Origin of the sequence: Kitasatospora sp. NPDC059646 (assembly GCF_042734615.1) — a bacterium.
Lineage (GTDB): Bacteria > Actinomycetota > Actinomycetes > Streptomycetales > Streptomycetaceae > Kitasatospora.
In genome coordinates this window covers 14,075-33,157 of sequence record NZ_JBHWDS010000024.1, presented here as the reverse complement: position 1 = coordinate 33,157, position 19,083 = coordinate 14,075, and the positions used below count along the sequence as shown (strand labels likewise).

Here is a 19,083-nt window from a genome sequence, read left to right as displayed (position 1 = left end):
GGTCAGCCGGCGGCGGTGGTGCGCAGGTGGTCCAGGACCAGCGGGTCTATGTGGGCGTCGACCAGGCGGCCTTCGAGGTTCTCCACGCCGGCCCAGGTGTCCAGGTCGGCGTAGCCGAGGCCGGCCAGCAGGGCGGTGACCTCGGTGGCGAGTTCGCCGTCCAGCGGCAGCAGGGTGGCCGGGTCGGGGGTGCCGTGCAGGACCTCGTGCAGGGCCAGCAGGCGGCGCAGTTCGGCGACCGGGTCCGGGTGGTCGTCGACCCGCAGGTCGTGGGAGGTGTCGCCCCAGCCGCCGACGCCCCGGCCCGGGTCGACCACGTACAGCGCGGCGCTCTGCCGGCCGCGGGAGTCGCCGCCGGCCGCGTCGCCCGCGGCGAGGGCGGCCACCAGCCGGTCGGCGAAGGGGAGTTCGGCGGAGGCCAGCCAGACGGCCTCCATGTCGCGGACCACCTCGGGCCCGGTGAGGATGTTGCCCTGGATCGCGTAGTCGGGGCCGGCCACGCCGCCCGCCCAGGCCAGGCACTGCTCACCGGTCCGACTGGCGGCGCTGTCGGGTCCGACCACGCCGATCTGGCGGTGCGCCCGCCCGTCGTCGGCGGCGAGCAGCGCCGCGACGGTGCCGTCCGGCGAAGTGCCGGTGCGCAGCATGGCGATGCCCTGCGGTCGGTAGGCGACGTTGGCCCAGGCCTGGCTGGCGAGTGCGCCGGTGCCGGCCTCGGCGGCCGGCACCAGGGCGCCGACGGAGAGGAACTTGCTGGCCACGGCCACGCCGTAGGCGTCTCCGTGTCGAGCGACGATCGAGAAGGTCACGGGGCCCGACGATAGTCGTGGCCGAACCTTCCGTCCACGGTCCGACGGCCCGTCGGCACATTCCGGCAAGCCGCGCAGCGGGTGCCGGTCTCGTCCCCGGCACCCGTCGCCCGCGCGGCGGCTCAGAGGTCGAACTTGGCCCGCTTGTCGGCCGGCACCAGGTCGACGTACTCGGGGTGCTTGCCGATCCAGCCGCGGATGAACGGGCAGTACGGCAGGACGCTCTCGCCGCGCTCGCGGACGGTGTCCAGGGCGGCGCGGGCCAGCTTGCCGCCGAGGCCCTGGCCCTCGAACGCGGAGTCGATGACGGTGTGGACGAAGGCGATCTGTCCGCCGTCGCGCCGCTGGTACTCGGCGAACCCGGCCAGCCCGGCGTCGGTGCGGATCTCGAAGCGGGACTGCTCGGCGTTGTCGGTGACCTGGGGTTCCATCGGTGCTGCTCCTGGTTCTCGAGGGTGCTGGGTCGAACGATAGGGGGCCGGCGGCGCGTCAGTGTGCGCGCAGCGCAGCGAGTTGTTGCTCGAAGGGCACGACCTGCTCGACCGCGGGGGCCGCCGCGGGGCGGGCGCCCAGCAGGGCGGCGAGTTCGCGGGCGGCGCGGTCGATCCGGCCGGCCAGCGAGCCGTCGGCGCCGTTCGCGCCCCAGTCCTCGGAGGCGGCGAACACCGCGGTGGGCACGACCACGGCGCGCAGGTGGGCGAACAGCGGGCGCAGGGCGTGCTCCAGGGCGAGGCTGTGCCGGGCGGTGCCGCCGGTGGCGGCGATCAGCACGGGGGTGCCGGCCAGGGCGTCCTTGTCGAGCACGTCGACGAAGGACTTGAAGAGTCCGCTGTAGGAGGCGGAGAAGATCGGTGTGACGGCGATCAGGCCGTCCGCCTCCTCCACCGCCCGGACGGCGTCGCGCAGGGCGGGCGGCGGGAAGCCGGTGACCAGGTTGTCCGCGACGTCCCGGGCGAGTTCCCGCAGTTCGACCACCCGGACGTCCACCTCCCGTCCGGCGCCGCGCAGTTCGCGGGCGGCGGCACCGGCCAGGCGGTCGGCGAGCAGCCGGGTGGAGGACGGGACGGACAGGCCGGCCGTCACCACGACCAGTTTCAGCGCGCTCACTTCGCTGCCTCCTTCTCCTGCCGGGCCGTCACCAGGGCGGCGTGGGTGGGTCCGTCGGGGACCTCGGCGGGCCGGTTCTCGGCGAACTCGGCGCGCAGCACCGGGACGACCTCCTCGCCGAGGATGTCGAGCTGTTCCAGGACGGTCTTCAGCGGCAGGCCGGCGTGGTCCATCAGGAACAGCTGCCGCTGGTAGTCGCCGAAGGTCTCGCGGAAGGCCAGGGTCTTCTCGATGACCTCCTGCGGGCTGCCGACGGTCAGCGGCGTCTGCTCGGTGAACTCCTCCAGCGACGGGCCGTGGCCGTAGACCGGGGCGTTGTCGAAGTAGGGGCGGAACTCGCGGACGGCGTCCTGGGAGTTCTTGCGCATGAACACCTGGCCGCCGAGGCCGACGATCGCCTGCTCGGGGGTGCCGTGGCCGTAGTGGGCGTACCGCTCCCGGTAGAGGTTCACCAGGCGCTGGAAGTGCTCCTTGGGCCAGAAGATGTTGTTCGCGAAGAAGCCGTCGCCGTAGTAGGCGGCCTGTTCGGCGATCTCGGGGCTGCGGATGGAGCCGTGCCAGACGAACGGCGGCGTGCCGTCGAGCGGGCGCGGGGTGGCGGTGAAGGACTGCAGCGGGGTGCGGAAGCGGCCCTGCCAGTCGACGTCCTCCTCGCGCCACAGCTGGTGCAGCAGCGCGTAGTTCTCGATCGCCAGCGGGATGCCCTGCCGGATGTCCTGGCCGAACCACGGGTAGACCGGGCCGGTGTTGCCGCGGCCCATCATCACGTCGACCCGGCCCTCGGCGAGGTGCTGGAGCATCGCGAAGTCCTCGGCGATCTTCACCGGGTCGTTGGTGGTGATCAGCGTGGTGGAGGTGGAGAGGATCAGCTTCTCGGTGCGGGCCGCGATGTACCCGAGCATGGTGGTCGGCGAGGACGGGACGAACGGCGGGTTGTGGTGCTCGCCGGTGGCGAACACGTCGAGGCCGACCTCCTCGGCCTTGAGCGCGATGGCCACCATCGCCTTGATCCGCTCGTGCTCGGTGGGGGTCCGACCGTTGGTGGGGTCGGTGGTCACGTCGCCGACGCTGAAGATGCCGAACTGCACCGCTCTCAACTCCTTCTCGGTTGATTCAACATTCAACCACCCGAGAGAACCACTCGCCACTCCGATCTGTTCCCGCCACGATTCCTCCCCGGTTGACCGAAACGCCGACACTCTGAGCAGTTGATCGGATACACAGAGTTGACCGATCGTCAGACATTCCGCTTACCTGGGGCACGCCACCGGGCACGGACGGTCACGCACCCCTCCGGCGCCCTCCCCCGCCCGTCCGCCTGCCACCGGAGTCGTCCGTGCGCCTGCGCCAGTTCCTCGCCCCGCTCGTCGCCGCCGTCGCCCTGTTCGCGTCCGCCGCGACCCCCGCGGCCGCCGCCGCCCCGGCCGAACTGCGGATCACCCTCACCACCGAGTGCTCCGCCGACTTCCGGCACGGCGACTCCCGGCTCGGGCCCGACCAGCTGCCCACCGCCGGACCGGTCGGCCTCCAGCTGATCGGCTACCTGCGCACCGGACTCCTCACCGAACAGCAGTTCCTCGCCACGTACTACGACAGCGCGGCCGGCGGCTGGACGTACCCGCCCTCCGACGGCTACCTGCTGATGCCCGACGGCACCCCGATCGCGTACGACACCACCCTCCGGCCCGGCCAGAACATCGACCGCTACGGCAGCGAGTACGGCTCCTTCCTCGCCCCCGAGGGCCTGCCGTACGCGACCCGCTCCATCCCGCCGTCCAGCCTGGACGGCAACCCCGCCGCCGGCTGCAACTACCACGACTACCGGGTGCTCAAGGCCTTCGCGGTGCACTCCGGGCCGATAGCGCCCTGGTTCGGCCAGCCCGGCCTCGGCCTCCAGTACCAGCTGGACGCCGCCCTGGTGCCGGACGCCCCGAGCCGGATCAACGTCGCCTGGCTGGTCGCCAACGGCTATCTGGCCCGCCTGGCCTGACGCTCCGTCAGCTCTCCTCCAGCGCCTGGGCCAGCCAGGCCAGCCAGAACGACTCCAGCTGGATGCCCGCCTGCAGCACCAGGTGCTGCAGGCGGTTCTCCGTCCCGGCCCGCTCCGGCGGGAAGTCGCGGCGCTCGATCGCCCGGTACTCGTCCAACTGCGCCCGGTGCAGCTCCCGGTGGCGCGCCAGCTCCTCCGCCAGGCCGTCCACCCCGAGCACCGCCGCGGCGCGCAGCCGCAGCAGCAGCGGGTCCCGGATCGGCTTCGGGTCCTGCGGCTGGCCGACCCACTCGCGCAGCCGCGCCCGGCCGGCCGGCAGCACCTCGTACTCCTTGCGCTGCCCCCGCCCGGCCCCCGGCGCCGAGGCCCGCACCAGCCCCTCGCGCTCCAGCCGCCCCAGCTCGCGGTAGATCTGCTGGTGCGTCGCCGACCAGAAGAAGCCGATCGACCGGTCGAACCGCCGGGTCAACTCCAGCCCCGAGGACGGCTTCTCCAGCAGGGCGGTGAGGATCGCGTGCGGCAGTGACATGCGGCGATCGTACGGGCCGCCGGACCGGGGCCCGGCCGCGGCACCCGCGGCAACGGGTTCGGTCGGAGGTCTTGTGCCGCTCCGGCCGGTGGCGAATACTCCTTCGCAGCGCTTGTCAGGGGCAGATCAGAACTGGGTCCTGTGGTCGACCGGACCGCGATCGCCGCCTGCCCGCGCCTCACGGCCCGTCGCTTTCCCGGGCCTCCCCCACCCCTCAGGAGGAGAACTGTGAGGACCACGCGCACCACCCCCACGTCGCCGTCCCGCACCCGCGGCCGGCTGCTCGCCGTCGCCGTCGCCCTCGCCGCGGCCACCGCCCTCGCGGCGCCGACCGCCGGCGCGGCCGCGCCGGTCGCCGACGCCACACTGCTCGCCCAGGTCAGCGCCTCGGTCGAGCAGACCGGCGTCAACGGCATCGCCTGGCACACCGACCAGGCCACCGGCCGGGTCGTCGTGACGGCCGACAGCAGCGTGAGCCCGGCGGCGCTGGCCAAGCTGACCGAGGCCGCCGGCACGAAGCACCTGAAGATCGAGCGCACTGCAGGAACGTTCAACCCGCTGCTCTCCGCCGGTGCGGCCATCTACGGCGGCGGCTACCGGTGCTCGCTGGGCTTCAACGTCGTCAAGGGCGGCGTCTACTACTTCCTGACCGCCGGTCACTGCGGCAACATCGCCAGCACCTGGTACAGCAACTCCGGCCAGACCACCCAGGTCGGATCCACCGTCAGCTCCAGCTTCCCCGGCACCGACTACGCGCTGGTCAAGTACAGCTCGACCAACCACCCCGGCGGCTACACGGCGGCCAGCGCGTACGTCGGCGAGGCCGTCAAGCGCACCGGCTCCACCACCGGCACCCACAGCGGCACGGTGACCGCCCTCAACGCCACCGTCCGCTACTCCGACGGCAGCACGGTGAAGGGCCTGATCCAGACCAACGTCTGCGCGGAGGGCGGCGACTCCGGCGGCCCGCTGTACGACGGGACCAAGGCCCTGGGCCTGACCTCCGGCGGCAGCGGCAACTGCACCACCGGCGGCACCACGTTCTTCCAGCCCGTCACGGCGGCCCTCTCCGCGTACGGCGTCTCGCTGTACTAGGCCCGCTCTTCCGGACCCTGTCGGACCGTCCCTCCCCCGGCCGTGGCGGGCCGGGGAGGGACGGTCCGGCGTCGCGCGCCCGGCAGGGTCCGGAGGTCAGGGGTGGCCGCGCGGCGCCCGGGCGGTCACCCACTGCTGGTAGATCAGGCGCAGCACGGCGGCGACCCCGGCGCTGTCCGCCGTGGTGCTCAACGCCGCGAGCGAGCTCGCCAGTTGGGCCGGGGAGGTGGCGGCCAGCCAGCGCTTCCAGGCGTCGGCGCCGGCCGGCCCGTCGCCCTCGTGGTGCGGCCCGGCCACCAGGGCCGGTGCCGGGCCCGAGGTCTCCGCCCAGCGCTCCAGGGCCCGCGCCAGCCGGTTGCGCTGGCCGGTGGAGAGCTTCCGCAGGCCGATCACCCGCAGGCTCTGCCAGACCAGTTCGGGCCGCAGGTCGCCGACGGCGACGGTGAGTCCGAGCAGCAGCGCCTGGTCCCGGGAGGCGGCCTCCACGCCGGGCCCGTCGCACAGCTCCGCCAGCCTGTCCCGGGCCTCCGCGACCTCGCGGCGGGCCGAGCCGGACGAGCGGCGCACCTGCCGGGCCAGCTGCCAGCGGGTCAGCTGGATCCGCAGCGGCATGAGCGGCTCGCCGCGCCGGTCGGCGAGCCGGGCCGCCTCCGCGAGCAACTGCCGGGCCGTACCGGGCTCTCCGCGCGACACCGCCGAGACGGCCTGGGCGTACACCGCCTCGACCAGGGTCTCGCCGTCGCCCTCCTCGGCCGCCCGGTCCCTGGCGAGGGCGGCGAGCCCGCGGGCCCTGCCGTCGTCGCCGAGTTCGGCCCGGACGCGCGCCTCCAGCAGCAGCGTCCGCGCGCTCGGGACGCCGGAGGGGTGGGTGGCCAGCACGTCCAGCGCGGCGGCGGCGTCGCCCAGCGTCAGCAGCTTGGCGACCTGGACCTCCGCGTGCCGCTCCCATTCCGCGATCGGGACCTGCCGCAGCTTCGCGGGCGCCAGGGTCACCCCCGAGCGGGACGCCAGGTAGGCCTGTCCCCTCGGCGGCAGGTCGTCCAGGGAGCGGATCAGCAGGGCCTCGACGCCGGGCACCCAGCGGGCGTCCAGGGCGGCCACCGGCTCGCCGAGGCTCAGCCGGTGGTAGAGCTCCTCGGCGCGGTCGGCCTGGCCGGTGCGCCCGCGGTAGTACCGGACGGCGGCCCGGTGGATCGCCGCGACCTCCGCCGGCTCGTCCTGCCGCAGCAGCGGGAGCAGCTGCCGCCGGACGTCGCCGCGGTGTTCGAGGGCGCCGTCGGGTGCGCGGGTGAGCAGGGCGACCTCCCGGCCGCAGAGGTCGAACAGCTCCCCGGCCCGGGCGTCGTCCGGGACGTCGACGCCGCAGGGCTCCGCGAGCACCTGCCTGATCACGCCCGGGGTGATCCGCCGCACGACGAGTCCGGGCCCGGCGAGCCGGCGGACGTCGGGGTCCTCGATGTGGTCGAGGACCCGCCGGTAGAGGCGGCCCTGGATCCGGTCGCCGGCCGGGGCCCGGGTGCGCTCCGCCCGGACGTCGGCGAGTTCGGCCCGCCCGCCGCTGCCGAGCAGGTCCGCGGCGAGGCGCAGGCTGAGCGGGTTGCCGCCGACGGCGTCGATCAGGTAGTCGGTGTCCGCGGGGTCCGGGGCGGTGTCCGGCGCCATCAGGGCGGCCAGGTAGCCGCGGGCCGCCTCGCGGTCGAAGTGCGGCACCTCGACCGACCGGGTCGGCCGGTCGACCTCGGCGCGCCCGGCGAGGACCACGCGGAGCAGCGGGCTCCGGCGGGCGAGCTGCTCGAACATCCGCCACAGTTCGGCCAGCGCCTCGGGGCCCTGCCGCTGGGCGGTCTCGAAGTTGTCGATCACCAGCAGGACCGGGCGGCCGGGGAAGGCGTGCGCCAGGAATCCGGTGAAGTCGCGGTAGAGCCGCGGGCGTTCGGCCGGGGCGGTCAGCAGCGTCGGCGAGGCGGTGATGTGGTCGGCGGTGGCGCGGGAGCCCGCGGCGGCCTCGGGGACGGCGGAGGCCAGCCGGTCGAAGTCGGGGGCCTGCGCCCGGCCGATCCAGGCCGCCCGGAAGCGCACCTCGGCGGGCCGCAGCTCCGGGTACTGGATCCGGAGCTGACGGATCGCTTCGAGCAGCAGGCTGAGCGGCTCCTGGGCGAGGATGCCGGGCCGGTCGAGGTCGAGGTGGGCGAACGGCAGCGGCTCGGCGGCGTTCTCGCCGGCCCGGTCCAGGATGAACTTCGCCAGCACCGTGGACTTCCCGATGCCGCCCGGCCCCCGCAGCAGCAGCGGCACGGCCGCCGTCGCCCCTCCGACGTGCTCGGCGAGCTCCTCCAGGATGTCGTCCCGGCCGCCGAAGTGGTCGCCCACCAGCCGGGCCAGCGGGGCCAGCAGTTGCCGGCGCTCGATGTGGCGGTTGATCTCCTCCGGCGGGGGCAGTCCGGGCACCGTCCCGGCGATCCAGTCCGCCACCCGGGCGGTGGCGAGGAGTTCGGTGAGGGACTGCCGGGCGAGCGGCGGCGCGGTTCCGGTCAGGTAGGCGGTGAGGGCCTCCTGGACCGGCCCGTGCGGCTGGTCGGGGTTGGCGGCCAGGGCGCGGCGGACCTCGGCCGGGCCGCCCAGGCCGGCCAGCGCCTCGCGCCGGGCCGAGTCGCGCAGGCGCAGCTCGACGCGGCCGCCCTCGCCGTGGACCGGTTCGCTGACCCGGGCCAGTGCGTCGCGGGCGCCGGCGTCGGGTGCGTGGCCGACCGGGCGGATGGTCTCGGGGTCGAAGCCCGCCAGGACGGCCGCGGCCGCCCGGTAGGCGCGCTCGGCCTCGGTGGGGGCCGCCGCCTGCTCCGCGCGGGCGAGCGAGGACAGCCGCTCGTCGACCATCGCGGCGGTGATCCGTGGCCGCGGCCGCTCCATCACAGCACCACCCGTCCGAACAGGCCCTCTTCGACCTTCCTGATGGCGTTGGACAGTTCGCCCAGCCGCAGCCCGGGGTCGGCCGGCAGCAGCCGGAACACGTGCTCGGCGGCGCGCTCGGCGGCATCCCGGTCGAGGTCCACCTCGGCGAGGTCCGCCAGCCGGAGGAACAGGTCGCGGACCACCTGCTCGTCGACCGGCCGGACCGCCTCGGAGAGCACCGAGTCCAGCGGGCTCAGGTCGAGGCGGCTGTAGCCGAGCAGCACGACCCGCAGGCCCGGGATCTTCTCCCGCAGGGCCGCGCCCGCGAGGAAGGAGATGAGGTTCTCGGTCTCCTCCAGCACCCGGACCCGGTCCACGCTGTCGATGACGAAGACGTACCGGCAGTCCGGCGACGGGTCGCGGCCGAGTTCGCCGACGAGCCAGTCGACCAGGTCGACCGCCTCGCCGCCGTCCTCGGCGGACGGGTCCACCGCCGGGGCGTCCAGGCCGAGTTGGCGGGCGATCGAAGCCATCAGGCCGTAGGGGGTGCACGGCTTGCGCCAGAGGGCGAGGTCGATCAGGACGGGCCGGAAGGTCCCCTCCCGGGCGGCGATGTGGGTGACGAAGAAGTAGGTGAAGGACTTCCCGCAGGGCCGCTGCCCGTTGACCACCAGGACGCGGCTCCGGCTGGCGGACACCAGGTCCTTGAAGTGGCTGCGGAGCAGCGCGCGGTCCACGCAGAGCCGTTGGCCCACCAGGTCCATCAGGAACGGGTCGGGCTGGTCCGGCGGGTCCGCCTGCTTCGCGAGCAGTTCGCCGGCGACCTCGCAGACGCCCGGGTACCGGCAGGCCGCGAACATGGTCAGCAGGTCGGGCAGCCAGCCGGTGCGCTCGGCGTCGTCGACGACGTCCTGGACGAGCGCCTCCATGGTCCGGCCGCCGGGCACGGCCCGCAGGGCGTGCTCGATCCCGCGCAGGTCGAACCGCAGGGCGTCGAGGTCGTACAGCTCGGCGACCACGGTCACCACGCGCTGGAAGTCGGGCCCGGACAGGTTCACGGGACGCTCCCGTGGCCGTCGGGCGGGAAGACCGGGGCGGCCGCCCCGCGGCGGGCGAGCCGCTCGTGGATGGCGGGCAGCGGCACCGCCTCGTTGTACTCGGGGCGGTGCGCCGGGTCGAAGTTGGGGTCGCCGGAGTGGTGCAGCGCCACCAGTTGGAGGTTGCGGTCGAAGCACGGCGCGCCCGAGGAGCCGCCCTCGGTGTCGACGGCGTGGCGCACCCTGGTGCCGTTGGCGTTGACGCCGAGCAGCGCGCCGAGGGCCAGCGTGAGCGGGCGCTCGGCGGGGTGCTGGAGCAGGAACAGGGTGCTGTCGGGCGGCGGGAGGGCGGCGAACCCGGTGATCCAGCCCCGGGCCGGCGCGCCGGGGGCGGCCCGGTCGGGGGCGACGGGGTCCGTCCCGGGGGCGGGGTCGAGGCGGAAGACCGCGTAGTCGAGTTCGTCGTCGGTTGGCAGGCGGCCGCCGGGGTCGAGGGCGGTGTCGACCGTGCTGGGCGGGCTGGCGTCCAGCAGCCAGTCCGCGCCGCGCAGCGGGTACTCGGTGCCCGGGTTGAGCACCGTGCCGTCGTCCGACCTGCGGTGGTCGAGGCGGAGGACGACGGCCGACGGCGGCACGCCGCCGGTGATGACCGGCTCCAGGACGTGATAGTTCGTCATGGCCGTGTCGGGGCCGACCAGCAGCGCCGTGCCGGTCGCCCGGAAGCCCCCGACCGGGTACTCGACCCGGCCCACCACGCCCTCCAGGGCGCCGAGGCGGGTCCGCCAGGCGGCGGGGTCGAGGTAGCCGGGCTCGGTGCCGAGCACCCGCTCCAGGGTGTCCCGCCCCTCCCTGCCGACCGGAGTCAGCTCCAACTGCTCGGCGAACTCGGCGAGTTGCGGGTTCCCCGGGTTGGCTTCGCGCGCCCCCGCGACCAGGGCCGGCAGCCAGCCCTCGCGGTCCGCCGCGTCCAGCACCTCGAACACCACGACGGCGAAGCTCCCGCCGAGCGAGATCCGCTCCCGCTTGCGGGAGAGGTGGAAGCGGAGCATCCGGTCGAACGCGTCGAGGTCGAACGCGTCCTGGAAGGCCTCGCTGGCCTTCTTCAACTCCCGTCCCGACATGGCCATGGCCGTACTCCCTCGGACTCGGTCCGCTCAGCCGACCAGCGTGCGGACCGGGTCGCGGACCGCCGCACTGCTCAGGTACTGCTGGGCCCCGTGGTGGTTGGCGCTGTCGTTGACGACCAGCACGTCCTCGGTGAGCTCGCTCGGCCGGAACTCCGGCCGCACCGTGTGGTCGAGGGCGACCAGGTCGCGGGCGTCGGAGGCGTTGCGCCAGGCGGCCACGCCGGGCGGCACCTCCAGCGGCCGGTCGAGCCGGTCCTGGATCTCGGTGATCCCGAGCGGCGACCCGATGGTCACGAACAGCGGCACCTCGCGGCCGGCCTCCCGCAGCACGTCGTAGGCGACGACGGAGCCGAGGCTGTGGCCCACCACCACGACCGGGCCGTCGGTGCCGGCCAGGGCCCGCCGCGCGATCTCCCGGACCGGCTCGCCGAGTCCCCCGAAGAAGTAGGCGTGCACGTCCTTGAACGCCCGCTGCACCAGCAGCCGGAACACGGCGGTCCGCCCGGACGCGGGCAGCGGGAGCACTTCCAGCGCCCGGCCGTCCTCGCCGGCCCCCAGTGCCTCGGCCGCGTACGTCATGTCGCCGAGCCACTTCTCCAGTTCCGCCCCGTCCGGCCCGGCGGCGGGCGTCCGGGCTCCCTCGAACGCGGACGGCGGGGCGGCCTCGCCGCGCGCCTCGGCGAGCACCGACTCGGCGAAGTCCCCGGGCGGGACGGGCGCGGCCCGGACGGCGACCTCCAGCGGCGTCGCCGCCGGCCGCTCCCCGTCCCCGTCGGTGGCTCCCGGAAGCGGCTGCGGGTAGCGCAGCGGCGCCCAGTAGGCCAGCCGCGAGCGGGCGCCCATCGGCCGGCCGAACAGCGCGTCGTCCCACTGCGCCTTCAGCTCCGCCTCCGGCGGCTTGTTGCCGATCCCGTGGACGTAGACGACTGCCAGCTCCATGGCGCACCTCACATGGAAAGAACGCCCCGACCATCAGTCTCCGTCCGCCCGTCCCCACCCGCACGGCCCCACCGCCACCACCACCGCCCGCCCGGTGTCGGCGCTCCGGGCTACCGTCGGCGCGCGCGGGGATCCACCTGGTGGACACGGACGCCGAGGCGTGGTGCGAGGGACCGGTCGCGGCGGCCCTCGACGAGGAGCCGGCGCGCCGCGGCCTGCCTCCGTACCGGCCGGAGCCGGCGGGACCCGACCCGGGGCCGGACCACGAGGAGAAGCTGATTCCGCCCACGGGCGCCTTCGCCGCGCTGTGCCGCGAGGCGCTCACGCCGGCGGAGCGGTCGAAACTGCTGGACTGGACGGACCTGGTGCCGGTGCCGTTCGACGGGCCGATCGAGCTGCCGGTCCCGTCCGCCCACGGCGACCGCACGGCGGTCTGCTCGGTCCACCGCGTGCTCCCGCTCGCCGAGCGCGTCGCGGACGCGCTGGGACTCCCCGACGACCTCCCCGACGGCTCCCGCTCCACGCACCTCACCAGCTGGTTCCTGGACTTCGAGGAGCACCGGGACACTCTCGCCGCCCGGGCCGGCCGCCGGGCGCGGGACCTGCCCGCCGCGTTCTGCGCCGCGAGGTACCTGCGGGCGGCCCGGCACTGCCTGCACCGGGGCCGCCCGATGACGTCCTGCTGAGGCCGCGACCGCGGGCGGGTCACGCGGCAGGCGGTGCCCGTCCGGGCCGTGCCTCGGTCACGCGGCCGGGGCGGCTCAGTGGCCGAGCGACTCCGCGGGGGCGGCGTTCGCGGGTCCGCGGCCGTGCTCGGCCTTCATGGTCTGCTTGATCCAGTCCGCGTAGGCCGGGGCGCTGGTGTAGAGGCCAGGGCCCTTCGAGCAGGGCACGTCCGGGGCGCCCGGGCCCGAGGTGACGCCGACCAGTTCCCACCGGCCGGCGCGGGACTTCTGGAGCTGCGGGCCGCCGGAGTCGCCGTGGCACGCCATGGCGTCGGGCTTCAGGCTGATCGTGCACAGCCTGGTCGCGCCCGCGTAGCCGGGTGCGCACTCGGCGGGCGCTCCGAGCCGGGTGTTCAACTGCTGGAGCCGCTCGGAGAAGGCGAACTCGCCTTCCACGGTGGTGCCGAAGCCGAGCAGCCGGGTGGGCGTCCCGGGGCGCCCGGCCTCCTTCGCGATCGCGACGGGCTGCTGGGCGACGGGCCGGTCGAGCCGGATCAGCGCGAGGTCGTCCGTGTTGTAGCTCGTCCCGCCGCCGTTCACGTAGCCGGGGTGCACGAAGGTGCGGTCGATCTTCCGCACGGTTCCCCCGGAGGTGCGCCGGTCGCTGCCGACCCGGACGGTGCCGTCCAGTTCGATGCCCTCCCCGGTCACGCAGTGGGCGGCGGTCAGCACCCACTGACGGTCGATCAGCGAGCCGCCGCAGCTGGCGTCCCACACCCCCTGGTCGGGGACCGACATGGGGATCACCGCCATGAAGGGGTAGCGTTCGTCGGCCTCGTCGCCGTTGATGACGGCCCCGGCGCTGCCCGCCATGACGGTGGTGCAGGCGAGGGCGGCGAGGGCTCCTGCGACGAGCGCGCGGGCGGCGGTGCGACGGGATGTCGGGTGGGGCACGGTGGGCTTCCTTCGGTCGGAGAGGCTTGCGTGCCCAGCCTTCATCATCAAGATCCGCCGGCCGATGGTGCCAGCAGGCGAAATCACCGTCGGGGTACCGGGACCGCCGGTGGTGGGGTTCTCCCCCGTGCACCGGGCCGGTCCGGGCGGTGCGACGCCGAGCGGCCGTCGGCCGGGGCGGGAGTCGGCTCCCGCCCCGGCCGGGCGGCGGGCCGTCAGAGCGTCGCGGCCAGGCGGGTGCCCTGGTCGATGGCGCGCTTGGCGTCGAGTTCGGCGGCCACGTCGGCCCCGCCGATCAGGTGGGGTTCGACGCCGCGCTCGCGGAGGGCGTCGACGAGGTCGCGGCGGGGTTCCTGGCCGGCGCACAGGACGACGGTGTCGACGGGGAGGACCTGCTCGGCGCCGTCGACGACCACGTGCAGGCCGGCGTCGTCGATGCGGCGGTACTCGACGCCGGGGACCATCACGACGCCGCGGTGGCGCAGTTCGGTGCGGTGGATCCAGCCGGTGGTCTTGCCGAGGCCGGCGCCGACCTTGCCGGTCTTGCGCTGGAGCAGGTGGACGCTGCGCGGGGCGGCCGGGCGGGCGGGGGCGGTGAGGCCGCCGGGGGTGGTGTGGTCGGCGTCGACGCCCCAGGCGGCGAGGAAGCCGGCGCCGTCGCTGCCCGGGTCGGTGAGGTATTCGGCGACGTCGAAGCCGATGCCGCCGGCGCCGATCACGGCGACCCGGTCGCCGACCTTCGCGCCGTCGCGCAGCACGTCGAGGTAGCCGAGCACGCTCGGGTGGTCGATGCCGTCGATCTCGGGGACGCGCGGGGTGACGCCGGTGGCGAGGACCACCTCGTCCCACCCGGTCAGGCCGTCCGCGCCGACGACCGCGCCGAGGCGCAACTCGACGCCGGTGCGCGCGAGTTCGTGCCGGTAGTAGCGCAGCGTCTCGTCGAACTCCTGCTTGCCGGGGACGCGGCGGGCGACGTTGAGCTGTCCGCCGATCTCGTCCGCGGCGTCGAACAGGGTGACCCGGTGGCCGCGGTCGGCGGCGGAGACGGCGAAGGCCAGACCGGCCGGGCCGGCCCCGACCACGGCGATCCGCTTGCGCAGCTGCGTGGGCGAGAGCACGAGTTCGGTCTCGTGGCAGGCGCGCGGGTTGACCAGGCAGGAGGTGATCTTCGCGCTGAAGGTGTGGTCCAGGCAGGCCTGGTTGCAGCCGATGCAGGTGTTGATGGCCTCGGGGGTGCCGGCGGCGGCCTTGTTGACGAAGGCGGCGTCGGCGAGCATCGGGCGGGCCAGCGACACCAGGTCGGCGTGGCCGGTGGCGAGCAGCTCCTCGGCGAGTTCGGGGGTGTTGATGCGGTTGGTGGTGACCAGCGGGATGCCGACCCGTCCCATCAGCTTCTTGGTGACCCAGGCGAACGCGCCGCGCGGCACCGAGGTGGCGATGGTGGGGATGCGGGCCTCGTGCCAGCCGATGCCGGTGTTGATGACGGTCGCGCCGGCCGCCTCGATCTCCTGGGCGAGCCGCACCACCTCGTCGAAGGTGGAGCCGCCGGGGACGAGGTCGAGCATGGACAGCCGGTAGATCACGATGAAGTCCGCGCCGACCCGCTCGCGGACCCGGCGGACGATCTCGATCGGGAAGCGCATCCGGTTCTCGTACGAGCCGCCCCAGCCGTCGGTGCGGTGGTTGGTCTGCCGGGCGATGAACTCGTTGATCAGGTAGCCCTCGGAGCCCATGATCTCCACGCCGTCGTACCCGGCGGAGCGGGCGAGTTCGGCGCAGCGGGCGAAGTCCTCGATCGTCTGCTCGATCTGCTCCTCGGTGAGCTCGTTCGGGACGAACGGGCTGATCGGGGCCTGCAGGGCGGACGGGGCGACCAGGTCCTCGTGGTAGGCGTACCGGCCGAAGTGCAGGATCTGCAGGGCGATCTTTCCGCCCTCGGCGTGCACGGCGTCGGTGACGGTGCGGTGCTCGGCGGCCTCCTGCTCGGTGGTGAGCTTGGCGCCGCCGCCCCACGGCCGGCCGGCCTCGTTGGGGGCGATGCCGCCGGTGACGATCAGGCCGACGCCGCCGCGGGCGCGCTCGGCGTAGAACGCGGCCATCCGCTCGAAGCCGTGCTCGGCCTCCTCCAGGCCGACGTGCATGGAACCCATCACCACCCGGTTCGGCAGGGTGGTGAAGCCCAGGTCGAGCGGGGCCAGCAGGTGGGGGTACGCAGCAGTCATCGACGCCTCCGGTCAGGATTTGTTACCCAACGGTAGGGGTCGCCCGCCCGACTGTGCAACTAGTTGCACAGACCGTGCCGGCCTTCGCCCGGAAGCCCTTGGCCCGGACGGCGCGGCGATAGAGTCGGGGCATGAGTACGGACGAGGCGAGCGTGCGGATCGACAGCTGGATCTGGGCGATCCGGCTGATCAAGACCCGCTCGGCGGCGGGCGCGGCCTGCCGGGCCGGGCACGTGAAGGTGAACGGGGCGACCGCCAAGCCCGCGCAGCACGTCAAGCCGGGCGACGACGTGCGGGTGCGGGTCGAGGGCCGGGAGCGGATCGTCCAGGTGGTCCGTCCGATCGCCAAGCGGGTCGGCGCGCCCGTCGCCGAGACCTGCTACATCGACAACAGCCCTCCGCCGCCGCCCCGCACCGAGCGTCCCGCCGAGGTCGGTCTGCGCGACCGCGGCGCCGGCCGGCCCACCAAGCGCGACCGGCGCGACCTGGACAAGCTCCGCGACGGCTACCGCCCGTACTTCTGAGCCGCGTTCAGCGGGCCCGCTCCTTGGCGGCGCGCACCTGCTCGGCGAACTCCTCGGCGGTGATCCGCTCCACCGTGGCACCGTACTTCGCGGCCAGCTCGTCGGCGGGCGCGCCGTCGTGCTCGACCAGGTCGACCACCAGCAGCGCCCGCCCGTTGTCCACCCGCGAGGAGAGCACGATCAGGCCCGCGCCGCCGTCGGTCATCTCGGTCTGCTCGGCCGCGTTGCCGATCGCCGCGCCCGCCGCGAAGCCCAGCAGCACGCCGATCGGGCCGCCGAGCAGCCCGACCAGCCCGCCGACCAGGCCGGACCCGACGGTGGGCACGCCCGCGCCGCGGATGTGGCTCTCGGGGATGTCGACGATGCCGTCCGCTCCGCGCTCCAGCACCGCGACCTGGCGCAGCCCCGGCAGGTGCATGGCGTCCTCGTAGGCGCGGCGGCAGGCCTCCTGGTCGGTGAAGCCGAGCAGCAGCACGTGGTGGTGGTGGTCGCTCATCGCAGTCCCCTTCGCCGACCCGTCGTCATGTCCCGCTCCGCGCGGGGCACCTCACCCGCCATCCTGCCCCGCCGGGCCCGGAGCACGCCCACCCGCCGCGCCGGGCGGGGCCCCGGCATCGGGCAGCGGCACGGACGCGGCGGCGGGGGGCGCCCCGGCGGCGGCGATAATGGTCGCCATGGCCCGCCGACGCACCCCCTCCCCCGCCGCCCCGACCACCTGCCCGTGCGGCCTGCCCGCCGCGTACGCCGACTGCTGCGGCCGCCTGCACCGCGGCGAGGCCCCGGCGGGCAGCGCCGAGCAGTTGATGCGCTCCCGGTTCAGCGCGTTCGCGGTGCAGGACGAGCCGTACCTGCTGCGCTCCTGGCACCCGGACACCCGGCCCGCGTCGGTGGACTTCGACCCGGCGCTGCGCTGGGAGCGCCTGGAGATCCTCGGCGCGGCCGACGGCGGCCCGTTCCACCAGGACGGCACGGTCGAGTTCCGCGCCCACTACCGCGAGCGCGGCCGGGCCGGTTCGCTGCACGAGAACTCCCGATTCGTCCGCCACCAGGGCGAGTGGGTGTACCTGGACGGCGTCATCCAGCCCTGACCAGGCGGTGCTTGAGGCCCAGCAGCGCCCCGCCCGCACCGCGCGGCAGCAGCCACCCGGTGTCGGTGCGGTCCTGCGCACCGAACCGGTACTTGTACGGCTCGTCGCCGCGCAGGAAGTCGAAGACCCGCACCCCGTCCGCCGCGCAGCTGCGCACCGCCGCGTCGACCAGCGCCGTGCCGAGCGAGTCGGCGGCCCACCGCTGGTCCCAGCCGGTCTGGTAGTAGGCGAACCGGTCGGCCCACCGGAACCCGTACAGCACGCCGACCGGCTCGCCGTCGCGGCGGGCGACCTGGAACGCCGGACCGCAGCCCGGTACGGCCCCGGCGAGCAGGGCGCGGTGCAGCGGAAGCCGGTCGGCGTCGAAGCTGCTGACCCCGCCGGCGGCGGCCTGCCGGCGCAGCCGGTGCAGGCGCAGCAGGTCGTCCAGCAGTGCGGGCCCGGCGGCGGTCGGCGGCAGCCAGTCGAAGGTGATCCCGGCGGCGGCCAGTCGGCGGTGGGCCCGCCGGTTGGCGGCCCGGAAGTCCCGGGAGCCGAGCCGGTCCGGCCCGGGCGCGAGGTCGAGCCGCGGGCAGGCGGAGCGGGCGACGGGACGGGCCCCGGCCGGCAGCAGGTCGTCGTGCGCGGGGTCGAGGGCGGGCAGCCACAGGGTGCGCCGCCGGGCGCGCCGGGCCAGCCACTCGGCGACCTCGCCCCGCCGGTGCGGCCGGACGGCGGGCCCGCAGTGGTCGGCGGCGCCGGGCCCGGCCCCGAGCAGCGTCAGCACCGGCACGGCGACCGGCACCCGGTGGTGCGGCCGGATCCGGCCGACGCCCAGGGGCAGTACGGCCTCCAGCTGCCCGTCCGGCCCGCGCCACACCGCGATCTCGCCGCGCTGCCCGGCCCCGAGGGTGCGCCACCAGGCCAGCACCCAGTCCGGTCCGGCGAACCACGACCCGTCCGGGTCGTCGGCGACCAACTTCCGCCATTCACCGATGAGTTGCGGGTCGAGGTCGGGGGTGCGCAGGATCTCCGGCGACGTCACGGCAGCTTCCCCCTCAACGCCCGCCGCGGAGGCGGTGGACCGCCGGGTGGAGGCCGGAGAGGATGGTGTCGAAGCGGTCGCGCCCGGTGTGCGAGTTGACGCGCAGGCGGCTGATCCGCAGCCGCTCGGCGGGGGCGAGCGCGGCGTGGCGGTGGTCGAACAGGAACGCGGTGCGGTAGCCGAGGGTGCGCAGCACGGTCTCGGCGCGCGGGTCGTGGTTGCCGTTGGGGTAGGCGAAGGTGGTCGGCGGGCGGCCCAGCCAGGCGGTCAACCGGCGGTGGGCGTCGGCGAGCTGGGTGTGCAGGCGGTCGGCGGCGCAGCGGTCGAGGCAGGGGTGGGACGCGGTGTGGTTGCCGACGGTCAGGCCGCCGTCGGTCAGGGCATGCAGGTCCTCGGGGCTCAACTGCGCCTGCCGGGGCGCGGGTCGGCGCGCGGTGGCACGCAACTCGGCGAGCGCGCCCAGCCGTTCGGCGTCCGGCCGGGTCTTCAGGCGGTGGACGGCGGCGGTCGGACCGAGTCCGCGCAGCGCCTCGGCGCGGCCGCCGTGCCGGACCAGGTGGGCGGCCTCGGTCCACCAGTACGGCCGGTCGGTGCCGATCAGGTCGGTGATCACGTACGCGGCGGCGGGGATGCGCAGGCGGGCGAGGACCGGCAGGGCCTCGGTGAGGACGGTGCGGTCGCCGTCGTCGAAGGTGACCAGCACGCTGCGCGGCGGCAGCGGGCGGCGGTGTTCGGCGGCGTCCGCGACCTGCTCGGGGCCGACCGGGTGGGCGGTGCGGACGAGGCGTTCCATCTGGGCGCGGAACGCGGCCGGGTCGTCGATGCCGTGGTAGGCGAGGACGGCGAGGCGGCGGGCGGCGCGGGCCCGGAAGACCGGCTGGAGCGGGGAGCGCCGCAGCAGCGCGTCGATTCCCCGGCGCCGGGCGGCGCGGTCCGTGGTCGGCATGGTTCCCCCCTCGACCGGTGGCACGGACGGGCACCCCGGGCGGTCGGCCCGGGGTGCCCGTCGGAGTTCAGGTCATCAGCGTCCCATGCGTCGGTAATGCCTGTCCCAAGTTCCTGGAAGGTTCCTGGGAGCGCACCG

The 19,083-nt window shown here is 75.0% G+C and carries 19 protein-coding genes; 5 read left to right on the top strand and 14 right to left on the bottom strand.

Going from position 1 to position 19,083, the window contains the following annotated elements; all coding sequences use genetic code 11:
* Positions 1-2 precede the first annotated feature (2 nt).
* The 4 genes from ACFV1L_RS18920 to ACFV1L_RS18905 all read right to left on the bottom strand — a co-directional run bounded on the left by ACFV1L_RS18920 (position 3) and on the right by ACFV1L_RS18905 (position 3,004).
* Positions 3-809, bottom strand: coding sequence for a DUF1028 domain-containing protein (locus ACFV1L_RS18920; protein ID WP_380367197.1), 807 nt, complete (start codon positions 807-809; stop codon positions 3-5).
* A 122-nt stretch (positions 810-931) separates the two neighbouring features.
* Positions 932-1,318 (bottom strand): GNAT family N-acetyltransferase, encoded by a 387-nt coding sequence (locus tag ACFV1L_RS18915; protein WP_380367304.1) that lies wholly within the window; start codon positions 1,316-1,318, stop codon positions 932-934.
* Positions 1,299-1,907 carry an FMN reductase gene (locus tag ACFV1L_RS18910; RefSeq protein ID WP_380367302.1) on the bottom strand — a complete coding sequence of 203 codons (609 nt, stop codon included), beginning with the start codon at positions 1,905-1,907 and terminating at the stop codon, positions 1,299-1,301. The genes ACFV1L_RS18915 and ACFV1L_RS18910 overlap by 20 nt, the downstream gene beginning before the upstream one ends.
* A gap of 5 nt (positions 1,908-1,912) precedes the next feature.
* Complete coding sequence (locus tag ACFV1L_RS18905; RefSeq protein WP_380367195.1) at positions 1,913-3,004, bottom strand: LLM class flavin-dependent oxidoreductase; 1,092 nt, start codon at positions 3,002-3,004, stop codon at positions 1,913-1,915.
* 248 nt (positions 3,005-3,252) lie between these two features.
* Between ACFV1L_RS18905 and ACFV1L_RS18900 the strand changes: the two genes are divergently transcribed.
* Positions 3,253-3,906: a TNT domain-containing protein gene (locus tag ACFV1L_RS18900; RefSeq protein WP_380367193.1), complete on the top strand. Its 654-nt coding sequence runs from the start codon at positions 3,253-3,255 to the stop codon at positions 3,904-3,906.
* Positions 3,907-3,913: 7 nt separating this feature from the next.
* Here the strand turns inward: ACFV1L_RS18900 and ACFV1L_RS18895 are convergent, their stop codons facing one another.
* Positions 3,914-4,435: a PadR family transcriptional regulator gene (locus ACFV1L_RS18895; protein ID WP_380367192.1), complete on the bottom strand. Its 522-nt coding sequence runs from the start codon at positions 4,433-4,435 to the stop codon at positions 3,914-3,916.
* A 228-nt stretch (positions 4,436-4,663) separates the two neighbouring features.
* On the opposite strand from ACFV1L_RS18895, the gene ACFV1L_RS18890 reads away from it, so the two are divergent.
* Positions 4,664-5,530 carry a S1 family peptidase gene (locus tag ACFV1L_RS18890; protein WP_380367190.1) on the top strand — a complete coding sequence of 289 codons (867 nt, stop codon included), beginning with the start codon at positions 4,664-4,666 and terminating at the stop codon, positions 5,528-5,530.
* Between the two features lie 96 nt (positions 5,531-5,626).
* On the opposite strand, the gene ACFV1L_RS18885 is transcribed toward ACFV1L_RS18890, so the two are convergent.
* The 4 genes from ACFV1L_RS18885 to ACFV1L_RS18870 are packed head-to-tail and all read right to left on the bottom strand — an operon-like array spanning position 5,627 to position 11,522.
* Positions 5,627-8,437, bottom strand: a complete 2,811-nt coding sequence (locus tag ACFV1L_RS18885; RefSeq protein ID WP_380367188.1) for an AAA family ATPase — start codon at positions 8,435-8,437, stop codon at positions 5,627-5,629.
* Positions 8,437-9,477 carry an effector-associated domain EAD1-containing protein gene (locus ACFV1L_RS18880; protein WP_380367187.1) on the bottom strand — a complete coding sequence of 347 codons (1,041 nt, stop codon included), beginning with the start codon at positions 9,475-9,477 and terminating at the stop codon, positions 8,437-8,439. Before ACFV1L_RS18880 ends, ACFV1L_RS18885 begins: the two co-directional genes overlap by 1 nt.
* A complete protein-coding gene (locus ACFV1L_RS18875; RefSeq protein WP_380367186.1) occupies positions 9,474-10,583 on the bottom strand; it encodes an effector-associated domain EAD1-containing protein in 1,110 nt (369 codons plus the stop codon). Before ACFV1L_RS18875 ends, ACFV1L_RS18880 begins: the two co-directional genes overlap by 4 nt.
* A gap of 27 nt (positions 10,584-10,610) precedes the next feature.
* Positions 10,611-11,522, bottom strand: a complete 912-nt coding sequence (locus ACFV1L_RS18870) for a hypothetical protein (RefSeq protein WP_380367185.1) — start codon at positions 11,520-11,522, stop codon at positions 10,611-10,613.
* Positions 11,523-11,662: 140 nt separating this feature from the next.
* Here ACFV1L_RS18870 and ACFV1L_RS18865 point away from each other — a divergent pair, with 140 nt between their 5' ends.
* Positions 11,663-12,208, top strand: coding sequence for a hypothetical protein (locus ACFV1L_RS18865; protein WP_380367183.1), 546 nt, complete (start codon positions 11,663-11,665; stop codon positions 12,206-12,208).
* Between the two features lie 75 nt (positions 12,209-12,283).
* Here ACFV1L_RS18865 and ACFV1L_RS18860 read toward each other — a convergent pair whose 3' ends face one another.
* Both ACFV1L_RS18860 and ACFV1L_RS18855 read right to left on the bottom strand, forming a co-directional pair.
* On the bottom strand, positions 12,284-13,186 hold the full coding sequence (locus tag ACFV1L_RS18860) for a S1 family peptidase (RefSeq protein ID WP_380367181.1): 903 nt from the start codon (positions 13,184-13,186) through the stop codon (positions 12,284-12,286).
* Between the two features lie 170 nt (positions 13,187-13,356).
* Complete coding sequence (locus ACFV1L_RS18855; protein WP_380367179.1) at positions 13,357-15,363, bottom strand: FAD-dependent oxidoreductase; 2,007 nt, start codon at positions 15,361-15,363, stop codon at positions 13,357-13,359.
* A gap of 131 nt (positions 15,364-15,494) precedes the next feature.
* Here ACFV1L_RS18855 and ACFV1L_RS18850 point away from each other — a divergent pair, with 131 nt between their 5' ends.
* Positions 15,495-15,887, top strand: coding sequence for an RNA-binding S4 domain-containing protein (locus ACFV1L_RS18850; RefSeq protein ID WP_380367177.1), 393 nt, complete (start codon positions 15,495-15,497; stop codon positions 15,885-15,887).
* A gap of 7 nt (positions 15,888-15,894) precedes the next feature.
* On the opposite strand, the gene ACFV1L_RS18845 is transcribed toward ACFV1L_RS18850, so the two are convergent.
* The gene (locus tag ACFV1L_RS18845; RefSeq protein ID WP_380367176.1) at positions 15,895-16,383 is read right to left on the bottom strand and encodes a hypothetical protein; all 489 of its coding nucleotides are present in this window, start codon (positions 16,381-16,383) and stop codon (positions 15,895-15,897) included.
* Positions 16,384-16,561: 178 nt separating this feature from the next.
* Between ACFV1L_RS18845 and ACFV1L_RS18840 the strand changes: the two genes are divergently transcribed.
* Positions 16,562-16,975 (top strand): YchJ family protein, encoded by a 414-nt coding sequence (locus ACFV1L_RS18840; protein WP_380367175.1) that lies wholly within the window; start codon positions 16,562-16,564, stop codon positions 16,973-16,975.
* Here the strand turns inward: ACFV1L_RS18840 and ACFV1L_RS18835 are convergent.
* Together ACFV1L_RS18835 and ACFV1L_RS18830 are read right to left on the bottom strand one after the other, a co-directional pair.
* Positions 16,962-17,999 carry a GNAT family N-acetyltransferase gene (locus ACFV1L_RS18835; protein ID WP_380367173.1) on the bottom strand — a complete coding sequence of 346 codons (1,038 nt, stop codon included), beginning with the start codon at positions 17,997-17,999 and terminating at the stop codon, positions 16,962-16,964. The genes ACFV1L_RS18840 and ACFV1L_RS18835 overlap by 14 nt on opposite strands.
* A 13-nt stretch (positions 18,000-18,012) precedes the next feature.
* On the bottom strand, positions 18,013-18,945 hold the full coding sequence (locus ACFV1L_RS18830; RefSeq protein WP_380367172.1) for a polysaccharide deacetylase family protein: 933 nt from the start codon (positions 18,943-18,945) through the stop codon (positions 18,013-18,015).
* Positions 18,946-19,083: the final 138 nt, after the last annotated feature.

Excerpts from the sequence above, each read along its gene's own strand:
- ACFV1L_RS18895 (WP_380367192.1), bottom strand. The coding sequence starts at position 4,435 with ATGTCACTGCCGCACGCGATCCTCACCGCCCTGCTGGAGAAGCCGTCC.
- ACFV1L_RS18885 (WP_380367188.1), bottom strand. The coding sequence starts at position 8,437 with ATGGAGCGGCCGCGGCCACGGATCACCGCCGCGATGGTCGACGAGCGG.
- ACFV1L_RS18875 (WP_380367186.1), bottom strand. The coding sequence starts at position 10,583 with ATGGCCATGTCGGGACGGGAGTTGAAGAAGGCCAGCGAGGCCTTCCAG.
- ACFV1L_RS18870 (WP_380367185.1), bottom strand. The coding sequence starts at position 11,522 with ATGGAGCTGGCAGTCGTCTACGTCCACGGGATCGGCAACAAGCCGCCG.
- ACFV1L_RS18860 (WP_380367181.1), bottom strand. The coding sequence starts at position 13,186 with ATGAAGGCTGGGCACGCAAGCCTCTCCGACCGAAGGAAGCCCACCGTG.
- ACFV1L_RS18855 (WP_380367179.1), bottom strand. The coding sequence starts at position 15,363 with ATGACTGCTGCGTACCCCCACCTGCTGGCCCCGCTCGACCTGGGCTTC.
- ACFV1L_RS18850 (WP_380367177.1), top strand. The coding sequence starts at position 15,495 with ATGAGTACGGACGAGGCGAGCGTGCGGATCGACAGCTGGATCTGGGCG.
- ACFV1L_RS18845 (WP_380367176.1), bottom strand. The coding sequence starts at position 16,383 with ATGAGCGACCACCACCACCACGTGCTGCTGCTCGGCTTCACCGACCAG.
- ACFV1L_RS18840 (WP_380367175.1), top strand. The coding sequence starts at position 16,562 with ATGGCCCGCCGACGCACCCCCTCCCCCGCCGCCCCGACCACCTGCCCG.
- ACFV1L_RS18830 (WP_380367172.1), bottom strand. The coding sequence starts at position 18,945 with ATGCCGACCACGGACCGCGCCGCCCGGCGCCGGGGAATCGACGCGCTG.